The following is a 24,972-nucleotide window of genomic DNA, read 5'->3' on the forward strand; positions in this document are numbered from 1 at the left end:
TTTCCTTTACTCAGCGCTATTTAGGCGCTGCTTGACCTTTTGCACGACGCGCACGATCAATACTGTTTTGCACTGCTCGTGCCGCGTCTGAGTCGGTTGGAAGCAGAGCAATCAATCGTTGCCAATACTCGATGGCTACCCCGTAATCACGACGTTCGAGCGCAGCTGTGCCAGCGAGCGTCAGTGCGAACGGCTCGTTTGGATCAAGACTAAGAGCCTCTTCCAGCAATTGAGTGGGCTGACCATTAAATCCATTAGTACTACTCCGGGCCAGCGTTTCGGCATACTCCGATAAAACCCGGGCGCCAACGTCCATCTTTGAGGTTGCGTTGGCAAAGGCGATTGCTGCATCTTTATATCTCTCGAGGTATCGATAGGATCGGGCAAGCATAAGCCATCCGTCCGGATCGTCGGGGTTTACTTCCAACCGTTCGGATAGTGAATTCACCATAGCTTGCACATCGGGCTGCATGACGTTTACAGAGACTTGTACTGACTTTGGATTAGTCGCAGCAGGATTACCCAGCGCAAGGTAGGTAAGCACAGCCCCCACTGGAAGCACGATAAACAATGCTATGGCGGCACGGTTGCTACCAATTACGCTCGAACTGCTGATGCGAGGAGACTCGACTTCTTCGAGCGTCCGTCGCTGAAGTTCCCGTTTAGCTTCCGTGTACGCACGCGGCGATAACGTGCCGCTGGCAAGGTCTTGCTCCAACTCTTCCAACTGATCCCGCAGTACGGCGGCGTTGACAGCCTGGTGCTCCAGACTAATTTCGCTCCGAGGATCTCGAAGTAGTGCAAGTCCAAGCGGCACAGTTACGGAAAATACAAGCAATGCGGCAATCGCGATAAATGTAAGGCTCATGGTTTAGTTCCCGGACTCGTTGTTTGCTCTAGGAGCGCATCTGCTCTCGCTCGTTCCTCGTCGCTTAATAGCTCGCTCATCAACCGCCTCTTACGACGCGTCAACGATCCGGCTAAGATGACGAACCCGAACAAAAGTAGCAGTATTGGTCCAAACCACAGTAAAACGGTAGTAGCCTTGAAAGGCGGGCGGTAAAGCACAAAATCCCCATAACGCTCGACCATATATTCGCGAATCTCGTCATCACTCTGACCAGCTTGTATTTGTTCACGGATCTGCTGGCGTAAATCCACCGCTAAGTCTGCGCGTGAAGCTGCTATGGATTCGTTCTGGCACACGAGACAACGAAGCTCGCCCGCAATATCTAACAGGCGTTTTTCGTCGTCATAACTCATCGACCAAGACTGCAACGAAATCACCGAAAGAATGAGAGCCATTAATACACGCGTCATTGCTGCAATCTCCTGACCAACGGCAGCAGCGTATCGCGTACAACATTCGGTGTCACAGCGCCAATATGCTTGTAGCGAATAACCCCGTCCTTATCTATAACAAAGGTTTCTGGTACACCATAGACGCCGTAATCTATGCCTACCCGCCCTTGCGTGTCGGACACCGATACCGTATAAGCGTTCCCATTTCGCTCCAGCCATGCCAGGGCTTCATCACGGACGTCTTTATAGTTAAGCCCAACAATAGGAAGGCTGTATGTTTTGGCTAAATCCATGATGAGCCCGTGCTCCTCAAGACAGGCATAGCACCATGAAGCCCAAACATTGAGCAGCCACACTTCACCCTTCATCATGACTGGTGAAAAAGATTGATCAGGCGAAGCCAGTTGAGGCAAAGTAAAGATGGGCGCAGGCTTATCGATTAATGGTGACGGCACTTCGCTGGGTTTTAAGGTCAATCCCACCCCAAGAAATGTCACCAACACCAGGAAACCGACCAAGGGCCATAGAAAACGGTTCATGACTCAAATCCTTGCTGGCCCGGAAAAATACGGCGGTTTCGCCGCTTAAGCCGGTAACGTCGATCACTGATCGCCAGTAAGCCGCCCAAAGCCATTAATATGCAACCACCCCAGATCCAATCCACGAAAGGCTTGTAGTAAATGCGTACGCTCCAGGCGCTTTCGGCGAGCGGCTCCCCCAAGGCGACATACACATGCCGCAACCCATTGGCATCGATAGCCGCCTCGGTCATTGGCATAGAAGAAGAAGCATAAGCCCTTTTTTCAGGATGGAGCAAACGCAGGACTTCTCCATCACGTGATAATTCTATATCTCCAACCTCGGCGACATAATTTGGCCCCGGCGCTCTTCGCACTCCAAGAAACCTCAGCTCGTAGCCGCCCGCAGACACGATATCGCCAGGAGCCATGCGCACGTCCTGCTCCGTCTCGTAGCCCATGACTAATGTGACGCCAGCTACGAAAACAGCAATCCCCAGGTGCGCTATATGCATACCAAGCCAACTGCGCGGTTGGGCGAGCAATCCACTGTGCGTGGCTCTCATACGCTCAAAGATTCCTGTGATTACGGCGGCACCAATCCAAGAGGCCAGCGCCAGGCCTAACGCCGACATCAACGACCAGCTCCCCAGCGCGGACGGAACGGAAATCCCTATAGCAATCGCTGCTGCGGCTGGCAAGTACAGCCGTTTGAACACGCCCCTTACCTTGGCTGATTTCCAGTTGGCGATCGGCCCAACTGCCATGAGCAGCAATGCAGGCACCATAAGAGGGACAAAGACAGCATTAAAGTATGGAGGCCCTACAGAAAGCTTGCCGAGTCCTAAGGCATCTATAAAAAGCGGGTATAAGGTCCCAAGGGTGACCGAGCCGGCAGCCACTGCCATCAATACATTATTGGCGAGCAACAAGGACTCGCGCGATATCAAATCAAACCGCCCACCAAGCCCTACCTTCGGCGCACGCAACGCAAACAGAAGTAAAGATGCCCCTACCACGACAGTAAACAACAGTAGGATAAATGCCCCTCGACCCGGATCAGTAGCGAAGGCGTGTACAGACGTCAGCACACCCGATCGTACAAGAAATGCTCCCAATAGAGAAAGAGAAAAAGTACTAATGGCAAGAAGAACGGTCCAACTTTTAAAGCTCCCCCGCTTTTCGGTGACCGCCAGTGAATGAATCAAGGCCGTGCCTACCAACCATGGAATGAAGGAAGAGTTCTCAACCGGATCCCAGAACCACCATCCACCCCAACCCAGCTCGTAGTAAGCCCACCAACTGCCCAAGGCAATACCCAGAGTTAGGAATAACCACGCGGCCGTCGCCCATGGCCGAGACCAGCGCGCCCAGGTAGCATCCAATTGTCCTGCCAGCAGAGCTGCTATTGCAAAAGCAAACACTACCGAAAACCCCACGTAGCCCATATAAAGTAGCGGCGGATGAAAGATCAACCCAACATCCTGCAGCAGCGGATTAAGGTCGAGCCCCTCCACAGGTGGGGGAACCAAACGTTCGAAAGGATTAGAGGTGAGCAGGATAAATAACAGAAATCCTGCGGCTACCAATCCAAGAACTCCTAGTACGCGAGCCACCATCACATCGGGCAATTGTCGAGAGAACATTGTGACCGCATATGCCCACCCGGTTTGCATGAGCATCCACAACAAGAGCGAACCCTCGTGCCCTCCCCATACGGCAGCAACCCGATAGAACAAAGGCAACTGCGAGTTGGAGTTCTGAGCAACGTAAGCTACCGAAAAATCTTTGACAATAAACGCCCAGGCTAAACTTAAAAAACCTATACTTACTAAGTAGAATTGAACACGTGCCGCAGGTCGGGAAAAGGCAATCCACCGAACATTTCCATATGCGGCGCCGGCGAGTGCAAAGCCTCCTTGTGCTAATGCCACCAATAGCGCCAAAATCAGAGAAAAGTGACCAACTTCAGGTATCATGATCATCATGGCCTCGTTGCGGGATTGTTTCTAGCAGCTTGATCCAATGCGTGCTGTGCTTCAGGCGGCATGTAGTTCTCATCATGTTTGGCGAGTACCTCTTGGGCACGAAATACTCCACTGGGATCAAGCCTGCCCTGGGCCACCACCCCTTTTCCCTCCCGAAACAAATCGGGCAGAATTCCTGTATAGATCACAGGTATGGTTTCCGCTGTATCGGTTATGACAAAGCTCACAGTAAGGCCATCGTTTTGCCGCTGCACACTGCCCGCCTGAACCATTCCACCGACGCGAAAGATGCGCTCTTTGGGCGCTTCGCCTACACTAACTTGGGTTGGGGTGAAAAAGAACACAAGGTTGCTTTGAAATGCATTAAGCACCAATATCGTTGCCACGCTTAACGCAGCGACTCCGCCCAAAATAAGCGCGATGCGCTTATGTCTGTTTTTCATTGACGTCATTCCCTTCAATAATGGATTTGCGCATAATCCGAGACATCGCACTGTTACGCCGTTGACCGAGCAAGAACAGCTCAATAAGAACCGCCACAATGGTCATGCTCACGGATCCCCACACGTAAAGCCCGTAACCACCCATGGCCAAAAACTCAGCCGCGCTGCTCCACATCATCGATCCACCTCATTTAGTTCGTTCAGCCAACCAGCATGCGTCTCGCGCTCCAATATGATGCAACGTACTCGCATCAATGCTATGGCCACTGTATACATCCAGGCTGCCAAGGCCATGAGCAACATGCCTAACAGCATCAGCATTGCCATGGACGGAGCCCGCGTCAATGAAACCGAAGCACCTTGATGCAAGGTACTCCACCATTGGACCGAGAAGTAGATAATCGGAACATTGACAACTCCGACTAGCGCAAGTAGAGCACCAGCTTTGTCGGCACGGCGCGGTTCATCAATCGCCGACTGGAGCGCCATAAAACCAATATAGAGAAAGAATAGGATCAACTCCGAGGTTAGACGTGCATCCCATACCCACCAGGCGCCCCACATCGGCTTGCCCCAAAGAGCTCCGGTCCAAAGCGACAGAAACGTAAACATGGCACCAGTGGGTGCCAGGGCCGAAGCCATCATGGCCGACAAGCGACTGTTGAGCGCTAACCCCATCGCAGCCCAGAAAGCCATAATCAGATAAATAAACATCGACATCCAAGAGGCAGGCACATGCAGAAAAATAATTCGGTATCCCTCGCCTTGCTGTGCATCAGTAGGTGCCAAAAAGAACCCTACATATAGCCCCGCGATTGTCAGCAACATAGCAGCAGCGCTAAACCAGGGAATCATCTTTTCCGCCAAGGGGTAGAATACTTTGGGCGATGCGTACTTGAACCAGTTGATCATTTCATTGCCCTTATTCCAATGCGATTCGCAGCGCTACTGACGTAGTCCATGGCGCGAAAAAGCCAGCTAAGGCCAGAGCCGCTGCCAGCAATGAGAGATGAGATCCAGCACCCAGGCCTGTAAACACGGCATCCACCGCGCCGGCTCCGAATACTAAGACAGGCACATATAAAGGAAGCACTAGCAATGCCACCAGCACTCCTCCGCCTCGCAGCCCGAGTGCCAGGCTGGCGCCGACAGCCCCGATCAGACTCATGACCAGCGTGCCTAGCATTAGAGATACGGCTAACACGGGCAATGACGAAGCCGGCATATCGAACATTAAAGCGAGTATCGGCGCGAACAGTACAAGAGGCGCTCCAGAGAGTAGCCAATGCGCTAGTACTTTTCCCAATACAAGTATGCTCAGCGGGGCAGGCGAAAGCACAAGTTGTTCAAGAGTGCCATCGGCATAGTCGTGTTCGAACAAACGATTAAGCGACAGCATGCTGGCTAACAATGCGGCTACCCATAGGATGCCGGGCGCGATCCTCCGCAACAAGTTTTGATCCGGTCCAACGCCTAAAGGAAACAGGCTCATCACGATAACGAAGAAAGAGAGGGGGATTATCGCGTCTGACTTGCGAAGCATGGCGAGCTTCAAATCACGCCGTATGACACCAACAAACACAGACAATCCGAATGTGTCGCTCATATGTCTATCCGAATTACCTGAGGCATACACGCTAGCCTTAGATCTTGATGACTAGTCATAACTACGACACCGCCCAACTCTAAATGCGCATCGACGACCCCTGTCAACCAGAGAACTGCGCCGACGTCAAGCGCCGCTAGAGGCTCATCCAATATCCACAGCGCACGGGGCTGAAGAAGTAAGCGCGCTAAGCTCACTCGTCGCTTCTGTCCTTGAGACAAAAATCGCACAGGAAGATATTCTTTGCCTTGCAGCCCGCTTCGCCGCAAGGCTTCAATGGCTATTGGTACAGAAACGGAGTTGCCAGCCACACAGGCACTAGCGACTAAGTTCTCGATGCCGTTCAACTCATTCTTAAGGCCCAGAAGATGCCCGCAGTAGAGCAATTCCCTGCGGAAGTCATCGCCCAACTGGGCGATGGGGCTTCCCTTCCAGAAGACGGCTCCATCCGACGACGGCATGAGTCCTGCAATCATGCGTAGAAGGCTGGTTTTACCGCTGCCGTTTTCTCCTTGTACGAGAAGGCATTCCCCTGCTTTTATCTGAAAGTTCAGACGTTTGAATAGGCTGCGCTCGCCTCGAATAGCGTGCAGATTGATACCCTCAAGCATCACTACCACCAATCAATATTAGGGACATGGGCAGCTGACTATCGCCGCTGCGTACCAACGTGATTACTGTCCATTCGCTCACGCGTAAAGAGATCGCCCATGTGCGACCGCCAGACACGAGGATTGAATGAGAGCAAATCTAGTTTTGGCCAAACTCTCTTTAGCACCTAAGGGCGACGACGCACGTCCCAACCCGAGCTCAATGCAGGCCCTTGAAACGGTAAAAGAGATAATCCGCTGAACGGATCAGCGAGTTGCCTGCTCTAGGCTAGAGCAGACCATTGAGGGCGCTCGGGGCGCTTGTTGAATGTCGTGGTGGGTTCCCACGCATCAAGGGGAAAATGAACTCTACTAGAAGCGAGTTCAAATGTCGTGGAGCATGAAACCCCAACTAGAGACATACAGGACAAATGACAAGAATGAGTGCCGTGCCCCATGCTTGGTTGGGCCCCCTCATTCCCTTCAACCTCGACATAAGAGGCAACCGAAAGCTCGTGGATACTTCCGCAACAGGAAGTCGCTTCCACAGATTGCTTTGGCTGGCAATATGCCATCGCAACGCCCCACGAGGCTTGGAGCGGCAGCATTACCAACACAATTAGAACAAACAATCTTTTCATGGTGTCGTTAATCATACCAACCACGTGTGCAAACCGCAAACTTCAAGCTGGGCAAAATATTGGTAAGACCTACAGACACTAGCGTACGTTTGGGTGACGAGGTGTCGTGCCACCGAGCACTTTTTTGCCTTCTCCCAGGATTGCGGCGCGTGTATGAGCCTGATCTCTTATGCTGGGGCCCTCAAGGTTCTCTTGATCCTGAGGATCGACCCGATAGTGGGACTTACGACCAAGCTCGCCTAGTCTCTCGAGAACGGCTTGCCGTTAAAATCAACTGTGATCAGATTTCCATCTAAGGCCCCCATCCCGGGCGCATTCAAGGGCATCCCGGGTGCAGATACTCCTTTGACTGAGGCATCCGCCAGCAGTTTTCGGACTACATTTTCTGGAACGTGACCTTCTACGAGTTGCCCTGTAGTCTCCGATACACCGGTATGGCATGAGGCCAACGACATCGGCACACCCAACCGGCGCTTAACTGACGCCATATCGGCCGTCTTAACGGCTTTAACCATAAAACCAGCATCACGCATATAATCAACCCAACCCGAACAGCAGCCACAATTAGGATCTTGGTAAACGGTGATGACGCCACTTTTTGCATGAGCCAGAGAAGTTGCAGTTATCAGCCAAAAAGCAGCAAGCCATACTCTCATTTTGAGGACCCCCTTGGGTTGAAAAAAGGACAATAGCGTGATAAAAAATGCGGGCAGATAAACGGAATGACTGAGCAATATCGCTACAATTCAAGTTGCGAGCATGGCCATCTATGAGAGAAAATCTAATATGTAAGCCAGTCAGATCTTTCCACGTCTTTCTCTCCTTCTTTTGCTTTTATTTTTTGCTGGTGAAACAGCAGGCGATTCACGCCTAAACCGCTCATCCTGCAACCTTTTCTGATGAGCTGCGTTTGCCGCACGACGCTTCACAATAACCCTAGAAACAAAAAACGCTGCCGCAAACGCGGCCACCAATATAATTCCACTAGACAAATCCACCACTAGCACTACCTCACAAGGCACACACGACAGGCCCACCTAACCCCAAGGCATATGTAGTTATTTTCGACGTAACACCTCGCCATTAAGACCCTAGCCCTTACGAGAATTCGAACAGGTGGGTCGTCAAGGCTCTGCATGAAGTTAATTGTCGTCGCGCGAAACGCAAAGTGACATCGAACTGATTTGCGTATATGTACATTCACGTAAATACTACAACTTAATGGTCATTTACATGGATCTCTGACCCATCGCCAACGCTGCGACCGTCCGCAAGAGTAGTCTACCCCGAACTGATACTGCACACGGGCAACTGCCGACATGCCATTGGCGTCGTAGAGAAAGGCACACCTTGGATTTTGACACATGCCACCTTCGCTGTCCATGATGCCCCCAGCACGGGCAATGTAACGCAGGCTTACCGTGAGTAGGGTGACCTAGCGGATGCTCGTAGCCACGGCTAAGCGCTGGCCGCTGGCACGCCCAAGCTGAAAATCAGCCCGCAGAATGTTGCTTTGATCGCATCGATGAAAACCTCCATTATGGCCGATTGCCATATCTTTATTATGCGTCACAGCTCGAAGGAGCTTATGCACTCAATGCCAACGATATAATGGCGCATTCAGTCAACAGGCCGGACAAAATTAGCAATCACGACCCAGGCGAAATTGATAATGATTTCTTATTTTTACAAAACTATTGATGTAAGGTCATGGGTTTCGACGATGGGCACGCACCAAAGCGCGTAAGCCAATAAAACCAACGGCATGCACTGTCAGAGTTATTTCGGAAGCGACCTTTGTATACGAGTGTCGGACGAGCTATTGAGGCTCATCATCACACCTCGTCCACCATACCATTGCACATGGTTTGAACGGTGGGTGTTTGAAGCGGGACAATGGTAGCTTCGAGCGGTGACTCAGAAATACTAAGAGCCGTTAGCTGCCTACGCTACGTTGCTTCCCAAGTTCCCAAGTCGATATACCTCGACGGACCGTTACCGTCAGATGTCGTCCCATCCGTTGTTCGATGACAGGCCTCCAGGGCACCAAGCTGAACCCTTTGCCATTGTCCAGCGTGGCGTATCGACCACTAGCCAGCATCACGGAGCTACGGTAGATGCCGCTGGCCCTGCCGTCGTCTCCGACCGGTAGATATGCCAGCCCCGTCTCAGCCTGCAGTCTCTGACCGACAACGGCAAGTTCCCGAGCGCGTAACGTTCGCAAGAGATTCCTGGCCAACACAACGCGCTGTCCTCGGCGCTGCGCCAAGCCTTGTCCCTCCAGGTGGTCGAGTCGCTTTTCCATCGCCGTCCTGGCCTTTGCACCGAAACCGGTTGGGGACAAACCCTTGCCTCCGGCAATGAGCTGGTCGTCCAGCCAGGTAGCCCCTGTCGAGTGCGTCTGCTCTGCAATCGACAGGTGGCTGCGCAACGTCACCGACACGCCGCCGGACCGACCTTGATCGAAGTGCCTGCCCTGCTCAATCAGATCCACCGGAACCTTCCAAACACCATCAGTCAGTCGCTCGACGACTCCGGCGCGCCGCAAGGCCTCCAAGCGGCGGATGTGGCCTTGCACCATGTCCCGTGAACGCTCTGTATCCCCAAGGGATTTGAGATGGTCGGCAGCGCGATACAGGCCGTCTCGCGTATGGGCCAGGATGTTGCGGTCAGCGGCACTATCGACTTGAGGCTTGACGGACACGATGCCGCCTACTGGCCAGTCAATAAGTTCAGATTGCGCGGGCAACCGTACATAGTGCGCACGCCCATCCGTCCCATCCACCACAAGATAGCCAACATCGCGCAACTCATCAGCCAGCCCTTTGGCAGCGATGCGTCCGACGACAGGTTGGGCGGAGACGCCCAGCACATTCATCTCCCGGACTTCGCCACGCATGGCTCGATGCATGGTGCGGATGATGTCGCCGCGCTCACCCAGATCTCGCAATGTGTGCTCCAGGCGCGGGTCCAAACGCCAGTGTCGTGCGTCTTCCTGTGTCGCCAGCCCCAGTCCAGACAGATGCTGCAAACGGGCGCGCTGGCTGGACTGGTAATGCACATCCCCTTTGAGGGTGAGCACATCGACGCGCTCAAGCTCGGCTTGCCGCAGCAAGGCCCGATCCAGGGTCGTGAAACGCTGCTGCGTCACCTCCTGGCGCAAGCTTTGGGCGATCTCCATCTCGGTGCGCGGCCCCAGCCATTCTGTGACGATTTCGCTGGCGCGTGTGCGCATGCCATGGCTCATGTAGTCAGGCGCAATCACCAGATCCTGTCCATTGTCAGCGCATCCCCGCAGCACGATGTGAGTATGCGGATTGTCGGTATCCCAGTGATCGACCGCCACCCAGTCCAACCGTATCTGCAGGTCTACCGACATCCGCGCCATGAAAGCTCGGGTGAAGTCCTTAAGGTCGCCCAGTTCCCTGGCGTCTTCCGCCGAGACGATGAAGCGGAACTGATGCCTGTCGCCCTCGCTACGGGCAATGAAATCCCGGGTATCCACGTGATCGGATTCGGGACCGTAGGCGCGTCCCGGCTGACCATCCGGCGTGACGCCATCGCGTTCGATGTATCGCAGGTGAGAAGCTACCGCCGCGCCGCCAGATTGCAGGCGCACGAAACGGGATTTGATGACCACTCGCCGGGTGCTGAGCGGCGGACGCTTCGAAGCAAAACGAGCCGCCACCTGGCCTCGACCGAACTGGCCCGCACCTCGGCCCTGACCACGCGCACCGGCTGCGTGACCTGCCCGCGACATCTGACGTTTGACCGCCGTGACAAATCGCTCTCCCTGGCCCCGCCCTCGGTTCTTGGGCGGTGCGGGACGCGGGCGGAAGCGGTCATCATCGCGCATGGCCATCGCCCTCAATCCAACAAGCTGGGGCGTACGGCTTCGTGAATGGCACGCATAATTTCCAGATTTTTCGCGCAGTTGCGCGCACAGACGGCACCACGGGGCACCGCCCACGTGCCGTCCTCCCCCATGTGCAGATAAGGACTTGCAGGCGGTCGCGTGCCGACCCTTTTATCTTGCTGCTGTTCCCACCATCGTCTCCTCCCCCGGACAGAGCATGCTCCTGGCCTGGCCAACCCGGAGCCGCAGGTCACAGCCGCATGACTGGACGCGGTGATGCCAACGGCCACAGGCCAGGCATGAGCCGCGCAGCCAATCTGCACATCAAGATGCATTCCCGCTGCCGAACCGGCGACAAAGTCGGTGCAGACTCGGCGCAGCCAGAATGCAAATCCAGAAGCGGCAGTGATGTCAGTTCGCATGTTGATCACCACACCCAGATCGGCACAGCGACGCCGAGCAAAGCCATGCGCGAGACCGGTCCGAAGTAGCGACTGTCGAAGGATGATTCATGATGGTCGCTGAGCAGGAAGAACTCTTCTTCCGCCAACAAACGGCAGCCGCGCCATGGGGTCAATGCCCGCCCCAAAGAATCCCGAGCCAGTGCTCGCGCAATGTATTGACCATTGATCGTGACCCGCCCGTTGCCCACGCACACATGCTCGCCGTACATGGCAGCCACGCGCTTGAGCAACGGCACGTTGATGGGGAGATACTGACGCTCCGCTGCCAGCGCGGCAGCGACAGGCGGCAAGCGTGTAACCACCCAATCGCCATGCGCAGGTTTAGCCTGTCGGATGGCATAAAAACCGCGCGGCGCACTGTCGCTGGCGTTATAGATGAGGCGCAGCATGCGGGCCGGTTCTGCCGGCAGCCAGGCAGGCGCGAACAGCGCCGCCAGGCTGGCGAGCATGAGAGCCAGAATCCACATCTGGCGCAGCCAAAAGCTTTCAATAAAGCGAGATGAGTAACGGGAAAGATACGTCATACCCGGCCTCCTCATGCATCCAACATCTTGCGTCGAGCAAGGTACGCGGCATGTCGCTCGGCGGTGTATTCCAGCAGCGGCAAGCGTGCCGCCAGCCGGTTGTCCAGCGTGCGCCAGTAGTCCGTCGAGACATGCGCCAGGGGAATACCACCAGCCACGATCTCGTCCATCACGCGCAACGCAGCTTGAACACGGGGTTCGCCCCGGACGCGCAGCAGAATGCGCGCACCAGGCGCGACGCCGCGCACCGTCTGGATGTCGTGCGAGCCATCATCCGCCTGCAGTACCATCAACTGCCAGAAGATCGGGCCGTAGGCATTGGCGACCCACTGAACACGGCAGCAGACCGCCCCAGGACCGAACACCGCGATGCGCCGCTGCGCGTCCAGGCGGATGACGGACAAGGGTTCACCGAAGCGCAGCCAGGTGTGTGAGCGGCCTGCGAAGCGCCACAACAGTATCCGCATATGGCTGGCTGACGGATCTTGTTCGACAGCGCCCACAGGCAGGCAAGCGGAACCTGAAATGGGAGCCGCGTCTGCCTGCCGAGCCGTGCTGCAGGCCCAGAAAACGGCCTGTGGCACGTTTTCGAGGATAAAGACGGCCTTGGCCCTAGGGTAAGACCAGATCGACGTCCTGTGAGGCCGTAAATCCGCTCGTGAAGATTGCCGCCGGCGTTCAGGCGATGCCCAAGCGGCCAGCCTGCGAATGCCGCCTCTGCCACTCGCCGCCACGACGGTGGCGCTGAACCGTCCTGCTGGACAACCGGCTTTTGCGACCTCTCGCATGCCGCTGAGCAATGTTTGAGCAGAAAACGCCTCCCCTACTATCCTAGTTATTCTTTTAGTTAAATAAGTTAAGCGACGCGAAAACGCTTGTCTGGCAAGGATTTCCGAGGATTTGAGTGGTCTGATAGCACGTGGACTCATACGCTGATAGCACGCTGCGCGTACTTCTGATCGCACGTTGCTATCCACAGGATAATCACAGCTTATACACAGCCTTACCCACAAGATGATCATGACTTGACCCTCGTGCGAATGCGACGAAAGCACAGGTACTCCTGCGCATGCTCGCGCTCGATGTGCATGGCGTAGTCCAGCAAGGGGTGTCTGGCCAGTTTTCGGATCTCCAGGGCGAAGTCCGAATAGCGCATGGCGCTGCCGGAACGCTCGTGCAGATGGCGCATCGAAAAGCGCCATCCGGCGCGTTGTCGGCCGCCATGTTTGCGCATGAGTCTGTACAGCCACCGCTGCAGCCCGCCTGTCAGCCGGAAGTAGTCGGGATGCAATGCCAGCAGCGTGGATTCGAGCATTGCGCCTTCATAAAACCAGTCGGACAAGACGATCTCGACACCCGCTGAACGGCCATTGCGATGCGACAGTTCGCGCCACTCCGCTATCCAGGAAAAGCGGTGATCATGACGCAGTCCGTCTGCACGCAGCGAGGTCAAGACCGTGGTCGATTGCAAGCGATTCAGCGCGGCGCGCAAGCGCGCGTAATCGCGCAGTGAAGTGCCACGATCGATGAACCCCAGCACCTCGCCGATTGTCGTGAACATGCGCGCCGATGTGGGCAGGCCACGGTTGCTGGCCGCCGCGATCTGACTGGCCGCCCAGATCAAGACATCGGCATCCCAGATGGTGGCGATGCCATGCTCCGTCACGCCGGCGACTTCGATGCTGGCGGGGCCTTGCGAGAAGAGTATGGGTTGTGTTCTCGCTCCCTTGGCGAGCGAGAAAAACGGGTAGGACATCAAGTCCTGCTGGTCGCGCAGCCCTGTCTCGATCGGCAAGGCCCGAAACAGCACCAGCGGCACAGTGCCTTTTACCGTCAGCATCTGCCTGGTCATCTCCATGACGCTCTCCTGGCGCTGCGCTTAGCGACGCCGATACTCGGGGTCGGAGGTCATGTCATAGGCGCGCCTGTCGGCCCATGCATCCAGGTCGGTGATGGCATACATGACGCGACGGCCGAACTTGCGAAAGCGCGGGCCGCCGCCGATGACGCGCATTTTTTCCAATGTGCGCGGCGACAAGCGCAGGTAATCCGCAGCTTCGTCGTTCGTGAGATAGCGCGCGGCAGCAGCCGTCAGCACCGGCGCGCTGCCGGACGAACGCGGCTGCGTGCGGGAGGTCGGATTTGGGGTGGATGGGCTTTGCATGACGGTCTCCTGATGGGTTGATCATCCGCCGCCTCATGTCGGCGGCTTGGAGACAGTCTCGGCAAAGCCAGAGACTCGCGGAAGGGATACGAACCGGTTGGCATTTCGTATCCGTGGGCTATGGCGTAGCTCAGCGTGGCGTGAGCAAATCCAGGTAGCCGCCGCGCATGAAAAACTGTCCGCGCCGCAGATAGTGCCGCAGTTGCGTGCGCAGGCTCGAATCAGCGTGCCATTCAGCCCTCACCTGTTCACGCCCAAAGATCGCCTCGGCGATTTCGCGATGCGATGCTCCAGCAGCGGCGGCATCGACCGACTGCAAGGCGCGCAGATGCAAGATCTGGCTGCGAAACCCTCGCGTTCGCCGCCGACGCCGCTGCGGCATCCAGCCCGCTGCGGCCGGCAGCGGCAAGCAAGCCTGATCCCTGTGCTGCGTGGAGGAGACTGGCACCGGCAGCCAATAGACCGTTGAGGCCGCCGCCAGGGCCTGGCATTCGACCCGCGCCCTGATCCAGTCCGATTCGGTTTGCGCCAGCAAGGCGAGATGGCCGTCAGGCGCATCGAGCACCCGCAGGCGTTTGTGGCCAGGCAATGACCACAGGTCGAACGCGGGCTGGCCCACAGTATTGCCGGGTGAGCCGGACGTCACTTGCAGTACGGGCAGGATCGTACTGTTCCAGACTGGGCAGGCGCTACGCGCATCCAGAATGGGATCTTCCCAGTCCTCCAGTCCCCACCGATCAAGGTACGCATCGGCATGTTGCCATGCCTGCTGATATTCGGGGTTGCGGCGCAGGTACTCCCAGGCCAGCGCTGGCCCATCCAAATGCAACACATAGAGGTATCCCGCCGTGGCGCGCCAGGCGGCATCGGACCCGCACATCATCCAGGCTCCTTGTGGGTGTCACAAAGCCCATGGCCCGCCGGCGGATGGCCAGCGGTGAAGTGCATCGCGCCGAGGGTGTCCCGGCGCGATGCAAGGGAATCCGTTTTCGCAGCCTGCCGCTGCGAAGGCAGACTGGTCAGTCTTCGACGTATGCGCCCTCAGCACATGCCAGGGCGGCGTACGCAGACAAGGTGCGCGTCGCTTCAAATGCGGCATCCATTGCCACGGGCAAACCCCGTGGGCCGCGCATCGTCTCCAACTCCACCAGGCTGATGTCGATCAGCGCCGGAAAGCCCGTGCCGCCATCACACAGGGCATGCAGCTTCTCGGGCTCGTCCGGGTAGGCGTAAGCCAGCAGCCAAACCACGCGCCCGTCAGGCGTGTACGCTTTTGCCACCGGCAAGGGGTCGAAGGCCGGATCACGCGCACACTGCTCACCATTGGCCCGCAGGCGCGCCATTTGTTGTTCTGTCAGCAATCCCATGAAAACGCGATCCAGGCAAACGCCCCAGTGCGGCGCGGCTCCGGCACTGCACTTTTCTGAGATGCTATGGGAATGGTGCATGCGCGTCTAATAACGACGCAGCATGGGATTGATAACGCTGCCCAGCACTGACACTGAGCAGCGCATGCCAGCACCCGATCAACCGGGCGCTGGGGCGTATGTTTAGGACGCCTTGGGCCGCGACCAGTGCAGGTAGTGCTTACCGTCATCGCCTTCGATCAGGCGTGCGTAGATGGTCGCAGGAAAGCATGGGTCGTCGATCGTCACCGACAGATAGGGCCGGTCGTTGTTCGAGACCTTCTTCCATGCGGCGCCCAGTTCGACCTGGCCGGCCATGATGCGATAGTCCGGGGCTTTGTCGTTGTCGTGTTCCACGGGCACGAAAGAGACTTTGGCGTTCAGCGTCAGGGTGCGCAGCGTGCCGGTGTAGCCGTTGTCGTTGGCAGTGAAGATTCCGATTTGAGACATGACGTTTCTCCTTGAGGTTGCAAGTCCGCGCCCATCGCGTCCTTGGTGTGATCCGTTCGTCGGAGGTCGGGCGCGGCGCATCCCGCAGGGACGGAAACGCAGTGGACGACCGGCAAGGCACGGCGATTTTGGCTCCGCGAGGAATGCGCGCCAGCGCAGGGGAAAATCGTTGTGCCGGCCGGTTGCGCCGCATCAGTCCGAGCCAGCCCACGGCTGGCGTGCCGCAGACAGGATTCACGACAAACAAGGCCGCCGTTGGGTCAGGACGCCGTTCAAGGAGTCGTGTCGGTACGCGGAACTGCGCCAATGATCTGCGCCGAGTCACCATCCACACTGTCGCCCTGCAGGTCTGACCGTGCCATCAACATCTAGCCCTGTACAAACGTGCACGACAGGTCTTCTTGCCGCATGCAACTGAGGTTAGAAGACCTGTAAGCGGTAAATGTCATGAAGCCAGTCATGCCCTGCGTCCCCCAGCGTGATGCCTGACGACGACGGAGGCAACTTGCTGCAGGGTACTGGAACGGGCTGAGCGGCAATCGGTCAGCCCCAGGGGCCACCTTACCCACAATTACGGTGGGCAAACCTGTGAATAACTGATGAAGGGTTTGTTGCAGCCCTTGATGTCGCTGGCTTTGCGCTGCGCTGTTCAAGGATTGACCAGCCCTGCCATCCCACCGCAAGGTGGCTGCCAGGGCTGGAGATTATGATTTGGTGGCTACCAGCCACCACTGTCGGCTGCGCAGACGTTTTCCGGTGACCGGATGAACGTCTGTCCATTCGGCCTCTACCGTCCAGCCCAATGGCGGGCGGTAGAGGCCGATATCATTCACGCCAAGCCAGCGATGTGCCAGAACATCGCTGGCGCCGTTGGCGCTCGCTCGCGGCCCTACGGACTGAGTACTGTGCATGGGTATCAAGGCGCACCCTGACCCCGAAACCTCGGGGCCAGGGTGTCAGCCGCTTAGGCAGCGATGGCCGCATCCGTCTCAGAAGTGTCTTCCTGCTCGGGCTTGGAAGCCGACTCAGACGCGTCGATACCCGGCTCTGCCCGCAGGTAGGCGGGCATCCAGCCGGTGCCTGCCACCAACCGCTCGGCTTCGCTGACCAGTGCGGCTTTTTTCAACTTGGACAAGCGGCTGACTTCGCCGGGTGCGAATTCGCCCACCGCCTCAAGGATGGCTGCCTTGGGCAGATGCTGGAAATAGCGCTCGGCTGTAGGCTGCCACCATGCCGCCATGTCAAGCGCCACCGATTGCGCGATGTCTTGCCCAAGCTGCGGCTCGTCGGCACGCGCCACGGTCAGATTAACGGTCAGCGCCGTGCAAAGCGCCAGCAGGTTCAGCAATTCATCCTGTGGCAAGGCGATCAGATAGGCCAGCAAGGCATCGTTATCGGACGGCAGGCGGTCACGCCATGCCTGTACTTGCTCATGCAAGGCCGCTGCTGCCGGGGAATCCGGCCAGTCCGGGGCGCTTTGCTCGAAATCACCCTTGCGGCTTGCCTTCACTTCCAGCACCGATGCCGACCAGTAGCCGCTCTCTTGGATGGTAGCTTGCGCAAGATTGTGCGCCAGCACGGCCAGCGCCACCTGCGGCTTACGCGACAGTTCAACCTGCACGGCGGCTGTACGGTGAGCGCTCAGACGCTGGGCCAACCGGTCTGAGATGGCGGTCTTGGCGGGCACGTCATCGCCGCCGCTGTCTGCGTCGTCATCCTCGATATCACCCTGCGTAAACCCTTGGCGCAGGCGTTCCAAGGTATGCAGCGCCTTGGCTTCGGTCTCGCGCAGCAGGCCGCGATGAACGACGGGCTGACCTTCCCGGTCGATGCTGACCACAGCACCGGCCACGCTCAGGGTTTCCGGCGTATAGGTGAGGAGGCTTTCCTCAATCTCGGCTAGCTGCGCCATCAGGGCGTCGCGGCGACTTTCCAGCGCCTGCACCTTGTCTTCGTCCTCGGCCTCATAGGCATCATCCAGCTCGGCATCGGTGCGCTCGATGCGGCCTTGCAGCACCGCCATGCGGCGGGCTTCGCGGGCGGTCGGTTCCCGATTTACCTGCGGGGCGATATGGAAAGCCTGACGGTCGGCGTAGCTGAACTGCGGCACGGCCTGCACCCATGCCCAACCTTCGGCGCGTGTGGTCTCGGCCAGCGCATCCAGCTTTTCCTGCACCAGCCGTTCCAGCAAGGTGAAGTCATCCAGATAGATGCCGCTGTCGTCCTCAGCAAAGAGGTCGCGCCGTATGCTGCCACCTGCGGCTTCGTAGGCGTCCAGCTCGACAAAGCGCACCATTGGATGGCTGGCATCCACTTCCCGCTCGGTCAGGCGCTCACGCAACGCCGTCGGACTGCGCTGCCAGTCGGGCGCGTCGTAGAACGCGGCTTCCTGCGCGGCATGGTCATCGGTGATGGACAAGGCCATGAGTTGTTCCAGATTGATCTGGTCGGCGCGATAGTCCGCCATCAGGCGCGGCGATACGTTCGCCAGTTTGAGACGGCGCTGCACCACCAAGGGCGTCACGCCGAAATCGGCCGCAATGTCCTCGATGGGCCGGCCTTCCTTGACCAGTGCGGCGAAGGCTTCAAACTGATCGGCCGGGTGCATGGCTTCGCGCTGCAGGTTCTCGGTCAGGCTGACCCTGCGGGCATCTTGCGTTTGCACCAGCAGGCACGGCACCGGCCACTGCGCATCCAGTCGCTTGGTCTTGACCATCAGCTTGAGCGCGGCAAGGCGTCGGCCACCGGCCACGACTTCGTAATGCTCGCCGTTGGAGGCTGCCGTGACGGTGAGGTTTTGCAGCAGGCCGACGCGTTCGATGCTGGCTGCCAGCGACGCGATGGACTGACCGCCCGCGCCGGTCTTGCGCACGTTGCGGCGCGAGACGCGAAGCTGCGACAGCGGCACTTGTATGCGTTCTGGGGCTTGCGTTTCCTGCTCTATAGCGTCCTGCCCGATGGATTCGGCCTCGACGACGGCGGCGGCGTATGCGGCCATGCTGGCGATGGCTTGGGTTTCATTGTGGTTGATGGCGTTCATGATCAAATCTCCTAGAGTGTGGGAATGCAGCAGTACATAACGCGGCAAGGGTCGCTGCCTGCCCCTGCCGCGTGAGGGGAACTCAGGCTTTCAACTGCTGCATGCCTTCGGCCAGCAGCCACAGGGCGCGATTCAGTTTCAGGTTGGTATCGATGCCCTGCACAGGACGGGTGCGCTGGCTGCGGCCATTGGCGCTGCGCCCAGACAAACCGCCTTTGATCAGGTTTTCCTGTGCGCGGTTGAAGGTCATCCAGAGGTCACGGCGGCGGTCGTCGTAGCGGCGCGGCATCAGCACCTGTTCTTCTGTGATGGGCGTGGGCTTGTCCAGGCCGTCGTACTTGAGCGCCAGCGCGGCGCGGGCGAATACGTGGGCTTCGCCCTCGTCAAGTGTGATATCGCGCATGGCTTCGCGGGATTGGCGGGCTTGTTCAAAACCTTGCAGCACGGCGTATGCCCCTTCCACCACCTGATCGGCCACGTTGCCTTTATGCGGCACTCGGACATCGGCCACCGTGTCGCCGCACACCAGTCCGTTGTGGCACACAAAGCGGAACATTCCGGCCAGCATCTGGTAGCTGCTGGAACCGTCGTGCGAGTTCAAGAGGATGATTTCGTTGGCTTCGGTGTCGTTGATCTGGCTGGCATGGCGCAGGCGCAGCATGTGCTTGGTGTGGTCGCGGCGCGCTTCATCGCGCACGCGGGTCTGGCACACCATGAAGGGTTCAAACCCCTCGCGGCGCAATTGCGTCAGCACCTCGACCGTAGGGATATAGGCGTAGCGTTCCGAGCGGCTGTCATGCGGGGCATCCGCAAAGATGGACGGCGCTACCCGGTGAATCTGGTCATCGGACAGGGGCATGTCGCTACGCAGCATGGGAGCGTGGGAAGCGAAACGGGAAGCTAGACGCATGGCAGTTCTCCTGACAAAAGTTGGCTGGCTGTTCACCGCACACCGGGTTCCTAGATTCGGAGCCCAAAGCCTTTCGGCTGTTGTGCGGTCGGCACGAAGACCCCGGTTGGCCTGGTTTGCCACCGTTTTCCTGAGTTCATCGCCCGCGGCGTCAGGAGCCCACGGACGACGGGACGTCAAGGAAACAAGCGTCAGGGGTGGTGCGGCCCGCAGGCGCAAGCCGAGGACACGGCCTGGCGCGCCTTGACGGCACGCGGCCACGGGCTACCGTCGCGGAGATTGGCGATGAGGGAAGAAAAACGGATGAAGCCGGCAACAGCCTGATAGGGATGCCGACAGCACGCAAGCAAAGCGCGCAGGCCCGAAGCGAGAGAGTCGGGCCGTAGGCGTCAGGGATGCGCAGGGCTGGCTCTGCCAGTCCCGCCAGGGATGAGCGAATAGCGAACCAGGAGCAGCCCGGTGTGCGAAGCACAGACGCACCATCGCAGTACCGCAATGAACGAAATTCGCTACGCAAGTAAACTTCAGAGATGCACACCTATGCCTGCCGGATCCCGCATTAATGTGGGCAATCCAGCAGATATCGACGGACGATGATGGGAATGGAAACTAGACGATCCTCACGCTTGTTGATCGTTGATGCAAACGGAAAGCTCCTGCTGTTCCGGTATCACGATGAGCACCAAGCCCCATTCTGGGCCACCCCTGGCGGCGAACTGTTGCCTGGAGAAAGCTATCTGGAGGCAGCCAGACGCGAACTTCAGGAAGAAACCGGGCTGAACCTGGAGATCGGCCCGCTTTTAAAAGAAAGAGACGCCGTCTATGCCGTCGCTCGCTCAACCCCTGCACGATGGCTGGAGCAATACTTTCTGGTTCGCAGCCCAGCCCAGGCATCTATCCAGAGTGAAGGCTGGACAGAGGAAGAAAAAACCACGATTCAAGCATGGAAATGGTGGCGCACAGAAGACATGAAAGCGCAGCCAGCCTCCCTGTTCAAACCGGAATGGCTGCCGTCGCTGCTCGAACGCGTATTGACTGACGACGCCGCCCCTTAAACCTACATAAACTCACACTGGAGGAGCCCATGAAGTACTTAGCCGACGATCTTTTACAGAAGAAATCGAAGGAGAAAATCGCCGTCCTGACGGCCTATACCACGCCGATTGCCCGGTGCCTGGAGCAAGCTGGCGTAGCGGCCATCCTGGTTGGGGATACCGTCGGCATGGTGGAAATGGGTTTCGCCAGCACGCGTGAAGTCACGATGGCGCACACGATCTATCACATCGGCGCCGTACGGCGCGGAGCGCCCGAGACACACATCATCGGCGACATGCCGTACAACAGCGATGATGTTCCCGAACAGGCCTTGCGCAACGCAAAGCAGTTGATCGAGGCCGGCGCGGACAGCGTCAAGCTCGAAGGCCCCAAGTTCGATGTCATCCGCCACCTGGTCGCCCACGGTATCCCAGTCGTCGGCCATACAGGTCTCACGCCTCAAACAGCAGCGAATTTCAAACAAGTGGGCAAGGACGAAGAGGATGCCCAGCGGCTGCTGGCCGATGCCAAAGGCATCGACGAAGCCGGCGCATTCATGGTGGTGCTCGAACATATCCCCGATAGCCTGGCGCAGCGCATCACCGCCAGCATTTCCATTCCCACCATCGGCATCGGCGCCGGCACGGCTTGCGACGGCCAGGTGCTGGTCATCAATGATGCTATTGGTATGGGTGAGAAGTGGCCGCCGTTTTCAAGGCAATACGCCTATGTGGGTCAGACCATACGAGACGCTGCCAAGGAGTACGTCGAACAGGTCGTATCCGGTACATTCAAGTAGGTCTTCACTGCTGAGGGAGGCCCTACGGCCTCCCGTCCTCCGACTCAAAGCAATCCCGCCTCCGCCATGGACACGACCTGCGCGCCAGCCACGATGAAATGATCGAGCACCCGCACATCCACCAGCCCCAGCGCATCCTTCAGATGCTTGGTCAGCGCGATGTCTGCACGACTGGCCTCCCGTGAACCGGACGGATGGTTATGTACCAGCACGACGGACACTGCATTCCTTGCCAATGCGAGCTTTACCACTTCCCGTGGATAGACCGCTGTCTGATTGACGGTGCCACGAAACGGCTCCAGGTATTCAATCAAGCGGTTCTGGCTATCGAGCAGAATCAGCCCGAAGACTTCGTACTCCAACGCTGCATTCAGACGCAACTGCAGGAACTCCTTGACTAGCGCAGGGCTGGATAAATCATGCCCACGCAGATCGTCAGCCTTGACCAGTTCACGCGCTACCGCCAGGATTTCTTTACGGCTGGCCGGACGCACGGCACCGTCTACTTCACGCACCAGCAATGCGTCAGCGTTCAGGGGTTCAAGGGAAAGATCGTATTGCTGCATGTCAGCCTCCGGTTCGGATCAGGCGGAATTGCCTGGAACCGAAGGGGTCATGCCGCAGCGCATGGGGTCACAGGGTCGTCAGACGGCCATCGGCCGCAAGCGCACGCGTGCGCGCCGCCCTTGAGCCCGAGAACGGCATGGCACACTGGGAGGAAACAAGGCCGCCACCCACTCTCACTGGGTTTGAGGCAAGTGCCGGCAGGCACGCGGCAGGCGTCAGGGGGACGCAAGGCTGGCCTCGCCAGTCCCGCCAGGGATGAGCGAATAGCGAACCTGAAGCCACCCGACCCGCAATCAGCGGGTGACGCTCAGCTGTTCAGGATGCCAAATAGCTGAGCAGGACAAATTGAACCCTGTTAGAACTACGAATAGACAGCCTCTATCCCGTCGCAGAGAATGAAGCCAATACTTCAAAGGACAGAGGCATGTTCCATCACGACGACAATGACGAAGCATTGGGGCCACTCGATACCCCTTTTCCCAGCTGGGCGGCCCCTCCACACGTGGTAAGCCAGCATGTCGAAGCCACACTGACCGAGTCCGTGCGCTTGGCCGTCAAAGTGCTGGGGCAACCCAGCGAAGCCGCAATCATGCAGATTTTTCAGACGATGATGGACCGGACGGTCTTTGACAACGGCGTCCATGACGACATCCCGTCGTCCGTACATTGACAGTCACAAGGGAAAAAAATGGAAAGACTGCAGCTACTCAAGGCGTTGGAGGAAGCCAGCTGTCAACTGGCGGTCAGCGTACCCGTGCTGAGCGGAGCTCGAACCATTGTGGCGAATCCGGAACAGGCATTGCGACTACTACAAGACAAGCAGACAGTCTATGGCGAGCTGATGGGGCTGAGCCGTACGGACTACGTCGAATGGCTATCCAGTGAGGGCAGCGTGTATTGCTCCGCAACGACACAGAAAGGCAATCGCTGTCGTAACGCCATCGTCGGTGCCACTTTCCTGGAACCTGCCGCCTGGAAAGCTGTATGCGAGAGTGGTGGCTACTGCGCCGTACACGGCGGCTGAGAACCCGGCAAGCAGTCCACCTCTGTGCGCCCACAGCACAGGTGAAAACCCCGCCCGACAGCCTGCATCCCCCCAGGGGAGGCGATACGCCTAAAGCAAAGGCGACATACGCCTCACTAAGCCCTACTGAGTTGAGCAAAACACGGGATCAGCCGGATGATGGCGTCATGCCGACACATTGGGAGATCGCCATGACCACTCCGAGACGAGACAGTGCCCCTGGAAGCTTTCAGCCTGCGTTCTATCGCATGAAAGACGTGATTCGCATCACCTCTCTGAGCCGTTCCACCCTCTACCGCCGTATCGCCGCCGGTCGCTTCCCTGCGCCGGTCAAGCTGGGGGGCCGTGCCAGCGGTTGGACCGCCCAGGATCTGCAGGCCTGGATCGACGATCCTACTAATTACGTACTTCCCCCTAACGCAAGCGAGTAAGCACCGCCGCACCAAACAAGATGATGTTATGAAATAAGTTCCTGTAGGACCTGTTGGGTAACTTGATTGGTTTTCCCATTAAAAGATAACTGCGAATGAACAACATACCCTCCTGCCACTACTGGAGCAAAAGGATCAGTCAAAATCTCAATATCGTACTGTCGCAACTGATTGCCGAACTTTCCGAGCGCAATGCCAGTGACCGAAGCAGCCCCCGCCTTACGCAAGAAGGCAGCCGCCACGCCAAACGACACGCCGTACGTTGTGCAGTCATCCACCACAATGACGTGCTTGCCCCGTAGCTGATTACCGGTGTTATATCTAGGATTCAAATGGATCGTCTGTATCTGTCCACTTGGATCGGTACGGTCGCCCCCTCCGCCTGCAGATCGCTTAACCGACGGGGCATGACGAATAAAAAGAGGTTCCCCACGTTCAGCGTAACGAACCCGTGAGACAGTAGTCCGCAAACGATGCGTAAAGTCAGACAGAGTATCTCTATCATCATTTGTGCTTTGAGAAGATGGATATACTCCCCACACCAAATTGCTGATCGTATCGGCACCGTCGATAAGCAATGACCGTGCTGTAACCGCCAACAAGGCATTAAGGCGAGCACCGCCATTTTTTACGGTATTAGTCAATCTCCTCGCAAACTCCTGCTGCGTGATCGGCTTGCCATACCCAGACAAATCAGAAAGTGCACGCACATAATAATTCGGCGCATCACCGCTAAACCACCAATGTCCTGACCAGCCCGCAGTCAACTGGATTACCTGAGCAAACTCACTCGCATCATTAACACGAACACCAAGAGATTGCACTTGCCTTGATGCTGAAGTACCGGCAGCCACCAGCAGCGCACGACCATTCTTACCCATCTGAACGTCCACATCCTTGGATGCCAGCACAATGACATCGAAGGGCTTTAAGTTCAATCGCTCGGCGTTTTGTGAGACGATTTCACCAGACTGACGTCCTCTTTCTTGCAGGAACTGTACACCGCTCCCCCCGAATGCACTCTGAAACCAACTAGGCTCAGCATGATTAGAAACCAAAGCTACGGCATTGCCCGTCCTATTAGCCTCGATCAGCACACTCACAAGGTCAGGATCCGGTGAGCCCGCACGTAACACCGCATCCGGTGAGGTCATTATTATTAGCATTTTCAGTCCTTTATAATTATGCGCTCTTTGCATCGTCGCAACATGACT

29 protein-coding genes are annotated in these 24,972 nt (G+C 57.5%); 6 read left to right on the forward strand and 23 right to left on the reverse strand.

Annotated features, from left to right (window positions below; translation table 11 throughout):
• Positions 1-16: 16 nt before the first annotated feature.
• From ccmI to ACSBPU_RS19105, 18 genes are all read right to left on the reverse strand, one after another.
• Positions 17-868 (reverse strand): c-type cytochrome biogenesis protein CcmI, encoded by an 852-nt coding sequence (gene ccmI / locus ACSBPU_RS19020; protein WP_442593357.1) that lies wholly within the window; start codon positions 866-868, stop codon positions 17-19.
• Positions 865-1,320: a cytochrome c-type biogenesis protein gene (locus ACSBPU_RS19025; protein ID WP_442593358.1), complete on the reverse strand. Its 456-nt coding sequence runs from the start codon at positions 1,318-1,320 to the stop codon at positions 865-867. The genes ccmI and ACSBPU_RS19025 overlap by 4 nt, the downstream gene beginning before the upstream one ends.
• Positions 1,317-1,841: a DsbE family thiol:disulfide interchange protein gene (locus ACSBPU_RS19030; RefSeq protein WP_442593359.1), complete on the reverse strand. Its 525-nt coding sequence runs from the start codon at positions 1,839-1,841 to the stop codon at positions 1,317-1,319. The genes ACSBPU_RS19025 and ACSBPU_RS19030 overlap by 4 nt, the downstream gene beginning before the upstream one ends.
• Positions 1,838-3,799 (reverse strand): heme lyase CcmF/NrfE family subunit, encoded by a 1,962-nt coding sequence (locus ACSBPU_RS19035; RefSeq protein ID WP_442598429.1) that lies wholly within the window; start codon positions 3,797-3,799, stop codon positions 1,838-1,840. The genes ACSBPU_RS19030 and ACSBPU_RS19035 overlap by 4 nt, the downstream gene beginning before the upstream one ends.
• Before the next feature lie 5 nt (positions 3,800-3,804).
• Positions 3,805-4,251, reverse strand: a complete 447-nt coding sequence (ccmE, locus tag ACSBPU_RS19040) for a cytochrome c maturation protein CcmE (protein WP_442593360.1) — start codon at positions 4,249-4,251, stop codon at positions 3,805-3,807.
• Entirely contained in the window at positions 4,235-4,429 is a 195-nt protein-coding gene (gene ccmD, locus ACSBPU_RS19045; protein ID WP_442593361.1) for a heme exporter protein CcmD, read from the reverse strand. Before ccmD ends, ccmE begins: the two co-directional genes overlap by 17 nt.
• Entirely contained in the window at positions 4,426-5,163 is a 738-nt protein-coding gene (ccmC, locus tag ACSBPU_RS19050) for a heme ABC transporter permease CcmC (protein ID WP_442593362.1), read from the reverse strand. Before ccmC ends, ccmD begins: the two co-directional genes overlap by 4 nt.
• A 10-nt stretch (positions 5,164-5,173) precedes the next feature.
• Entirely contained in the window at positions 5,174-5,857 is a 684-nt protein-coding gene (gene ccmB, locus ACSBPU_RS19055) for a heme exporter protein CcmB (protein WP_442593363.1), read from the reverse strand.
• On the reverse strand, positions 5,854-6,468 hold the full coding sequence (gene ccmA / locus ACSBPU_RS19060; protein WP_442593364.1) for a cytochrome c biogenesis heme-transporting ATPase CcmA: 615 nt from the start codon (positions 6,466-6,468) through the stop codon (positions 5,854-5,856). The genes ccmB and ccmA overlap by 4 nt, the downstream gene beginning before the upstream one ends.
• A gap of 859 nt (positions 6,469-7,327) precedes the next feature.
• The gene (locus tag ACSBPU_RS19065; RefSeq protein ID WP_442598431.1) at positions 7,328-7,744 is read right to left on the reverse strand and encodes a DUF411 domain-containing protein; all 417 of its coding nucleotides are present in this window, start codon (positions 7,742-7,744) and stop codon (positions 7,328-7,330) included.
• Positions 7,745-9,024: 1,280 nt separating this feature from the next.
• The gene (locus ACSBPU_RS19070; protein WP_442593365.1) at positions 9,025-10,950 is read right to left on the reverse strand and encodes a DUF3363 domain-containing protein; all 1,926 of its coding nucleotides are present in this window, start codon (positions 10,948-10,950) and stop codon (positions 9,025-9,027) included.
• Between the two features lie 421 nt (positions 10,951-11,371).
• Positions 11,372-11,932 carry a S26 family signal peptidase gene (locus ACSBPU_RS19075; protein WP_442593366.1) on the reverse strand — a complete coding sequence of 187 codons (561 nt, stop codon included), beginning with the start codon at positions 11,930-11,932 and terminating at the stop codon, positions 11,372-11,374.
• A gap of 11 nt (positions 11,933-11,943) precedes the next feature.
• Positions 11,944-12,516 carry a DUF2840 domain-containing protein gene (locus ACSBPU_RS19080; protein ID WP_442593367.1) on the reverse strand — a complete coding sequence of 191 codons (573 nt, stop codon included), beginning with the start codon at positions 12,514-12,516 and terminating at the stop codon, positions 11,944-11,946.
• A 434-nt stretch (positions 12,517-12,950) separates the two neighbouring features.
• On the reverse strand, positions 12,951-13,790 hold the full coding sequence (locus tag ACSBPU_RS19085) for a replication initiator protein A (protein ID WP_442593368.1): 840 nt from the start codon (positions 13,788-13,790) through the stop codon (positions 12,951-12,953).
• Positions 13,791-13,811: 21 nt separating this feature from the next.
• Positions 13,812-14,096 carry a helix-turn-helix domain-containing protein gene (locus ACSBPU_RS19090; protein WP_442593369.1) on the reverse strand — a complete coding sequence of 95 codons (285 nt, stop codon included), beginning with the start codon at positions 14,094-14,096 and terminating at the stop codon, positions 13,812-13,814.
• A gap of 130 nt (positions 14,097-14,226) precedes the next feature.
• A complete protein-coding gene (locus ACSBPU_RS19095; protein ID WP_442593370.1) occupies positions 14,227-14,979 on the reverse strand; it encodes a DNA -binding domain-containing protein in 753 nt (250 codons plus the stop codon).
• Positions 14,980-15,115: 136 nt separating this feature from the next.
• Positions 15,116-15,463 (reverse strand): DUF2958 domain-containing protein, encoded by a 348-nt coding sequence (locus ACSBPU_RS19100; RefSeq protein WP_442593371.1) that lies wholly within the window; start codon positions 15,461-15,463, stop codon positions 15,116-15,118.
• 183 nt (positions 15,464-15,646) lie between these two features.
• Positions 15,647-15,952, reverse strand: a complete 306-nt coding sequence (locus ACSBPU_RS19105) for a DUF736 domain-containing protein (RefSeq protein WP_101604540.1) — start codon at positions 15,950-15,952, stop codon at positions 15,647-15,649.
• An 11-nt stretch (positions 15,953-15,963) separates the two neighbouring features.
• Between ACSBPU_RS19105 and ACSBPU_RS19110 the strand changes: the two genes are divergently transcribed.
• Positions 15,964-16,305 (forward strand): hypothetical protein, encoded by a 342-nt coding sequence (locus ACSBPU_RS19110; protein ID WP_442593372.1) that lies wholly within the window; start codon positions 15,964-15,966, stop codon positions 16,303-16,305.
• 351 nt (positions 16,306-16,656) lie between these two features.
• Here the strand turns inward: ACSBPU_RS19110 and ACSBPU_RS19115 are convergent, their stop codons facing one another.
• The 3 genes from ACSBPU_RS19115 to ACSBPU_RS19125 all read right to left on the reverse strand — a co-directional run bounded on the left by ACSBPU_RS19115 (position 16,657) and on the right by ACSBPU_RS19125 (position 19,902).
• A complete protein-coding gene (locus ACSBPU_RS19115; protein ID WP_442593373.1) occupies positions 16,657-16,863 on the reverse strand; it encodes a hypothetical protein in 207 nt (68 codons plus the stop codon).
• A gap of 53 nt (positions 16,864-16,916) precedes the next feature.
• Complete coding sequence (locus ACSBPU_RS19120) at positions 16,917-18,992, reverse strand: ParB/RepB/Spo0J family partition protein (RefSeq protein ID WP_442593374.1); 2,076 nt, start codon at positions 18,990-18,992, stop codon at positions 16,917-16,919.
• 82 nt (positions 18,993-19,074) lie between these two features.
• Entirely contained in the window at positions 19,075-19,902 is an 828-nt protein-coding gene (locus tag ACSBPU_RS19125; RefSeq protein WP_442593375.1) for a DUF932 domain-containing protein, read from the reverse strand.
• Between the two features lie 626 nt (positions 19,903-20,528).
• Between ACSBPU_RS19125 and ACSBPU_RS19130 the strand changes: the two genes are divergently transcribed.
• Positions 20,529-20,957: an NUDIX hydrolase gene (locus ACSBPU_RS19130; RefSeq protein ID WP_442593376.1), complete on the forward strand. Its 429-nt coding sequence runs from the start codon at positions 20,529-20,531 to the stop codon at positions 20,955-20,957.
• Positions 20,958-20,986: 29 nt separating this feature from the next.
• A complete protein-coding gene (gene panB, locus ACSBPU_RS19135; RefSeq protein ID WP_442593377.1) occupies positions 20,987-21,736 on the forward strand; it encodes a 3-methyl-2-oxobutanoate hydroxymethyltransferase in 750 nt (249 codons plus the stop codon).
• A gap of 44 nt (positions 21,737-21,780) precedes the next feature.
• Here the strand turns inward: panB and ACSBPU_RS19140 are convergent, their stop codons facing one another.
• Entirely contained in the window at positions 21,781-22,302 is a 522-nt protein-coding gene (locus ACSBPU_RS19140; protein WP_442593378.1) for a JAB domain-containing protein, read from the reverse strand.
• Between the two features lie 425 nt (positions 22,303-22,727).
• On the opposite strand from ACSBPU_RS19140, the gene ACSBPU_RS19145 reads away from it, so the two are divergent.
• The 3 genes from ACSBPU_RS19145 (at position 22,728) to ACSBPU_RS19155 (ending at position 23,758) form a co-directional block, all read left to right on the forward strand.
• The gene (locus ACSBPU_RS19145) at positions 22,728-22,973 is read left to right on the forward strand and encodes a hypothetical protein (RefSeq protein ID WP_442593379.1); all 246 of its coding nucleotides are present in this window, start codon (positions 22,728-22,730) and stop codon (positions 22,971-22,973) included.
• 18 nt (positions 22,974-22,991) lie between these two features.
• Positions 22,992-23,327, forward strand: coding sequence for a hypothetical protein (locus ACSBPU_RS19150; RefSeq protein ID WP_442593380.1), 336 nt, complete (start codon positions 22,992-22,994; stop codon positions 23,325-23,327).
• Positions 23,328-23,518: 191 nt separating this feature from the next.
• Entirely contained in the window at positions 23,519-23,758 is a 240-nt protein-coding gene (locus tag ACSBPU_RS19155) for a helix-turn-helix transcriptional regulator (protein ID WP_442593381.1), read from the forward strand.
• Between the two features lie 26 nt (positions 23,759-23,784).
• Here ACSBPU_RS19155 and ACSBPU_RS19160 read toward each other — a convergent pair whose 3' ends face one another.
• A complete protein-coding gene (locus ACSBPU_RS19160) occupies positions 23,785-24,861 on the reverse strand; it encodes a phosphoribosyltransferase (protein WP_442593382.1) in 1,077 nt (358 codons plus the stop codon).
• Positions 24,862-24,972 lie beyond the last annotated feature (111 nt).

This window comes from Parapusillimonas sp. JC17 (assembly GCF_052180245.1).
In the GTDB taxonomy this organism is placed as follows: Bacteria; Pseudomonadota; Gammaproteobacteria; order Burkholderiales; family Burkholderiaceae_B; genus Parapusillimonas.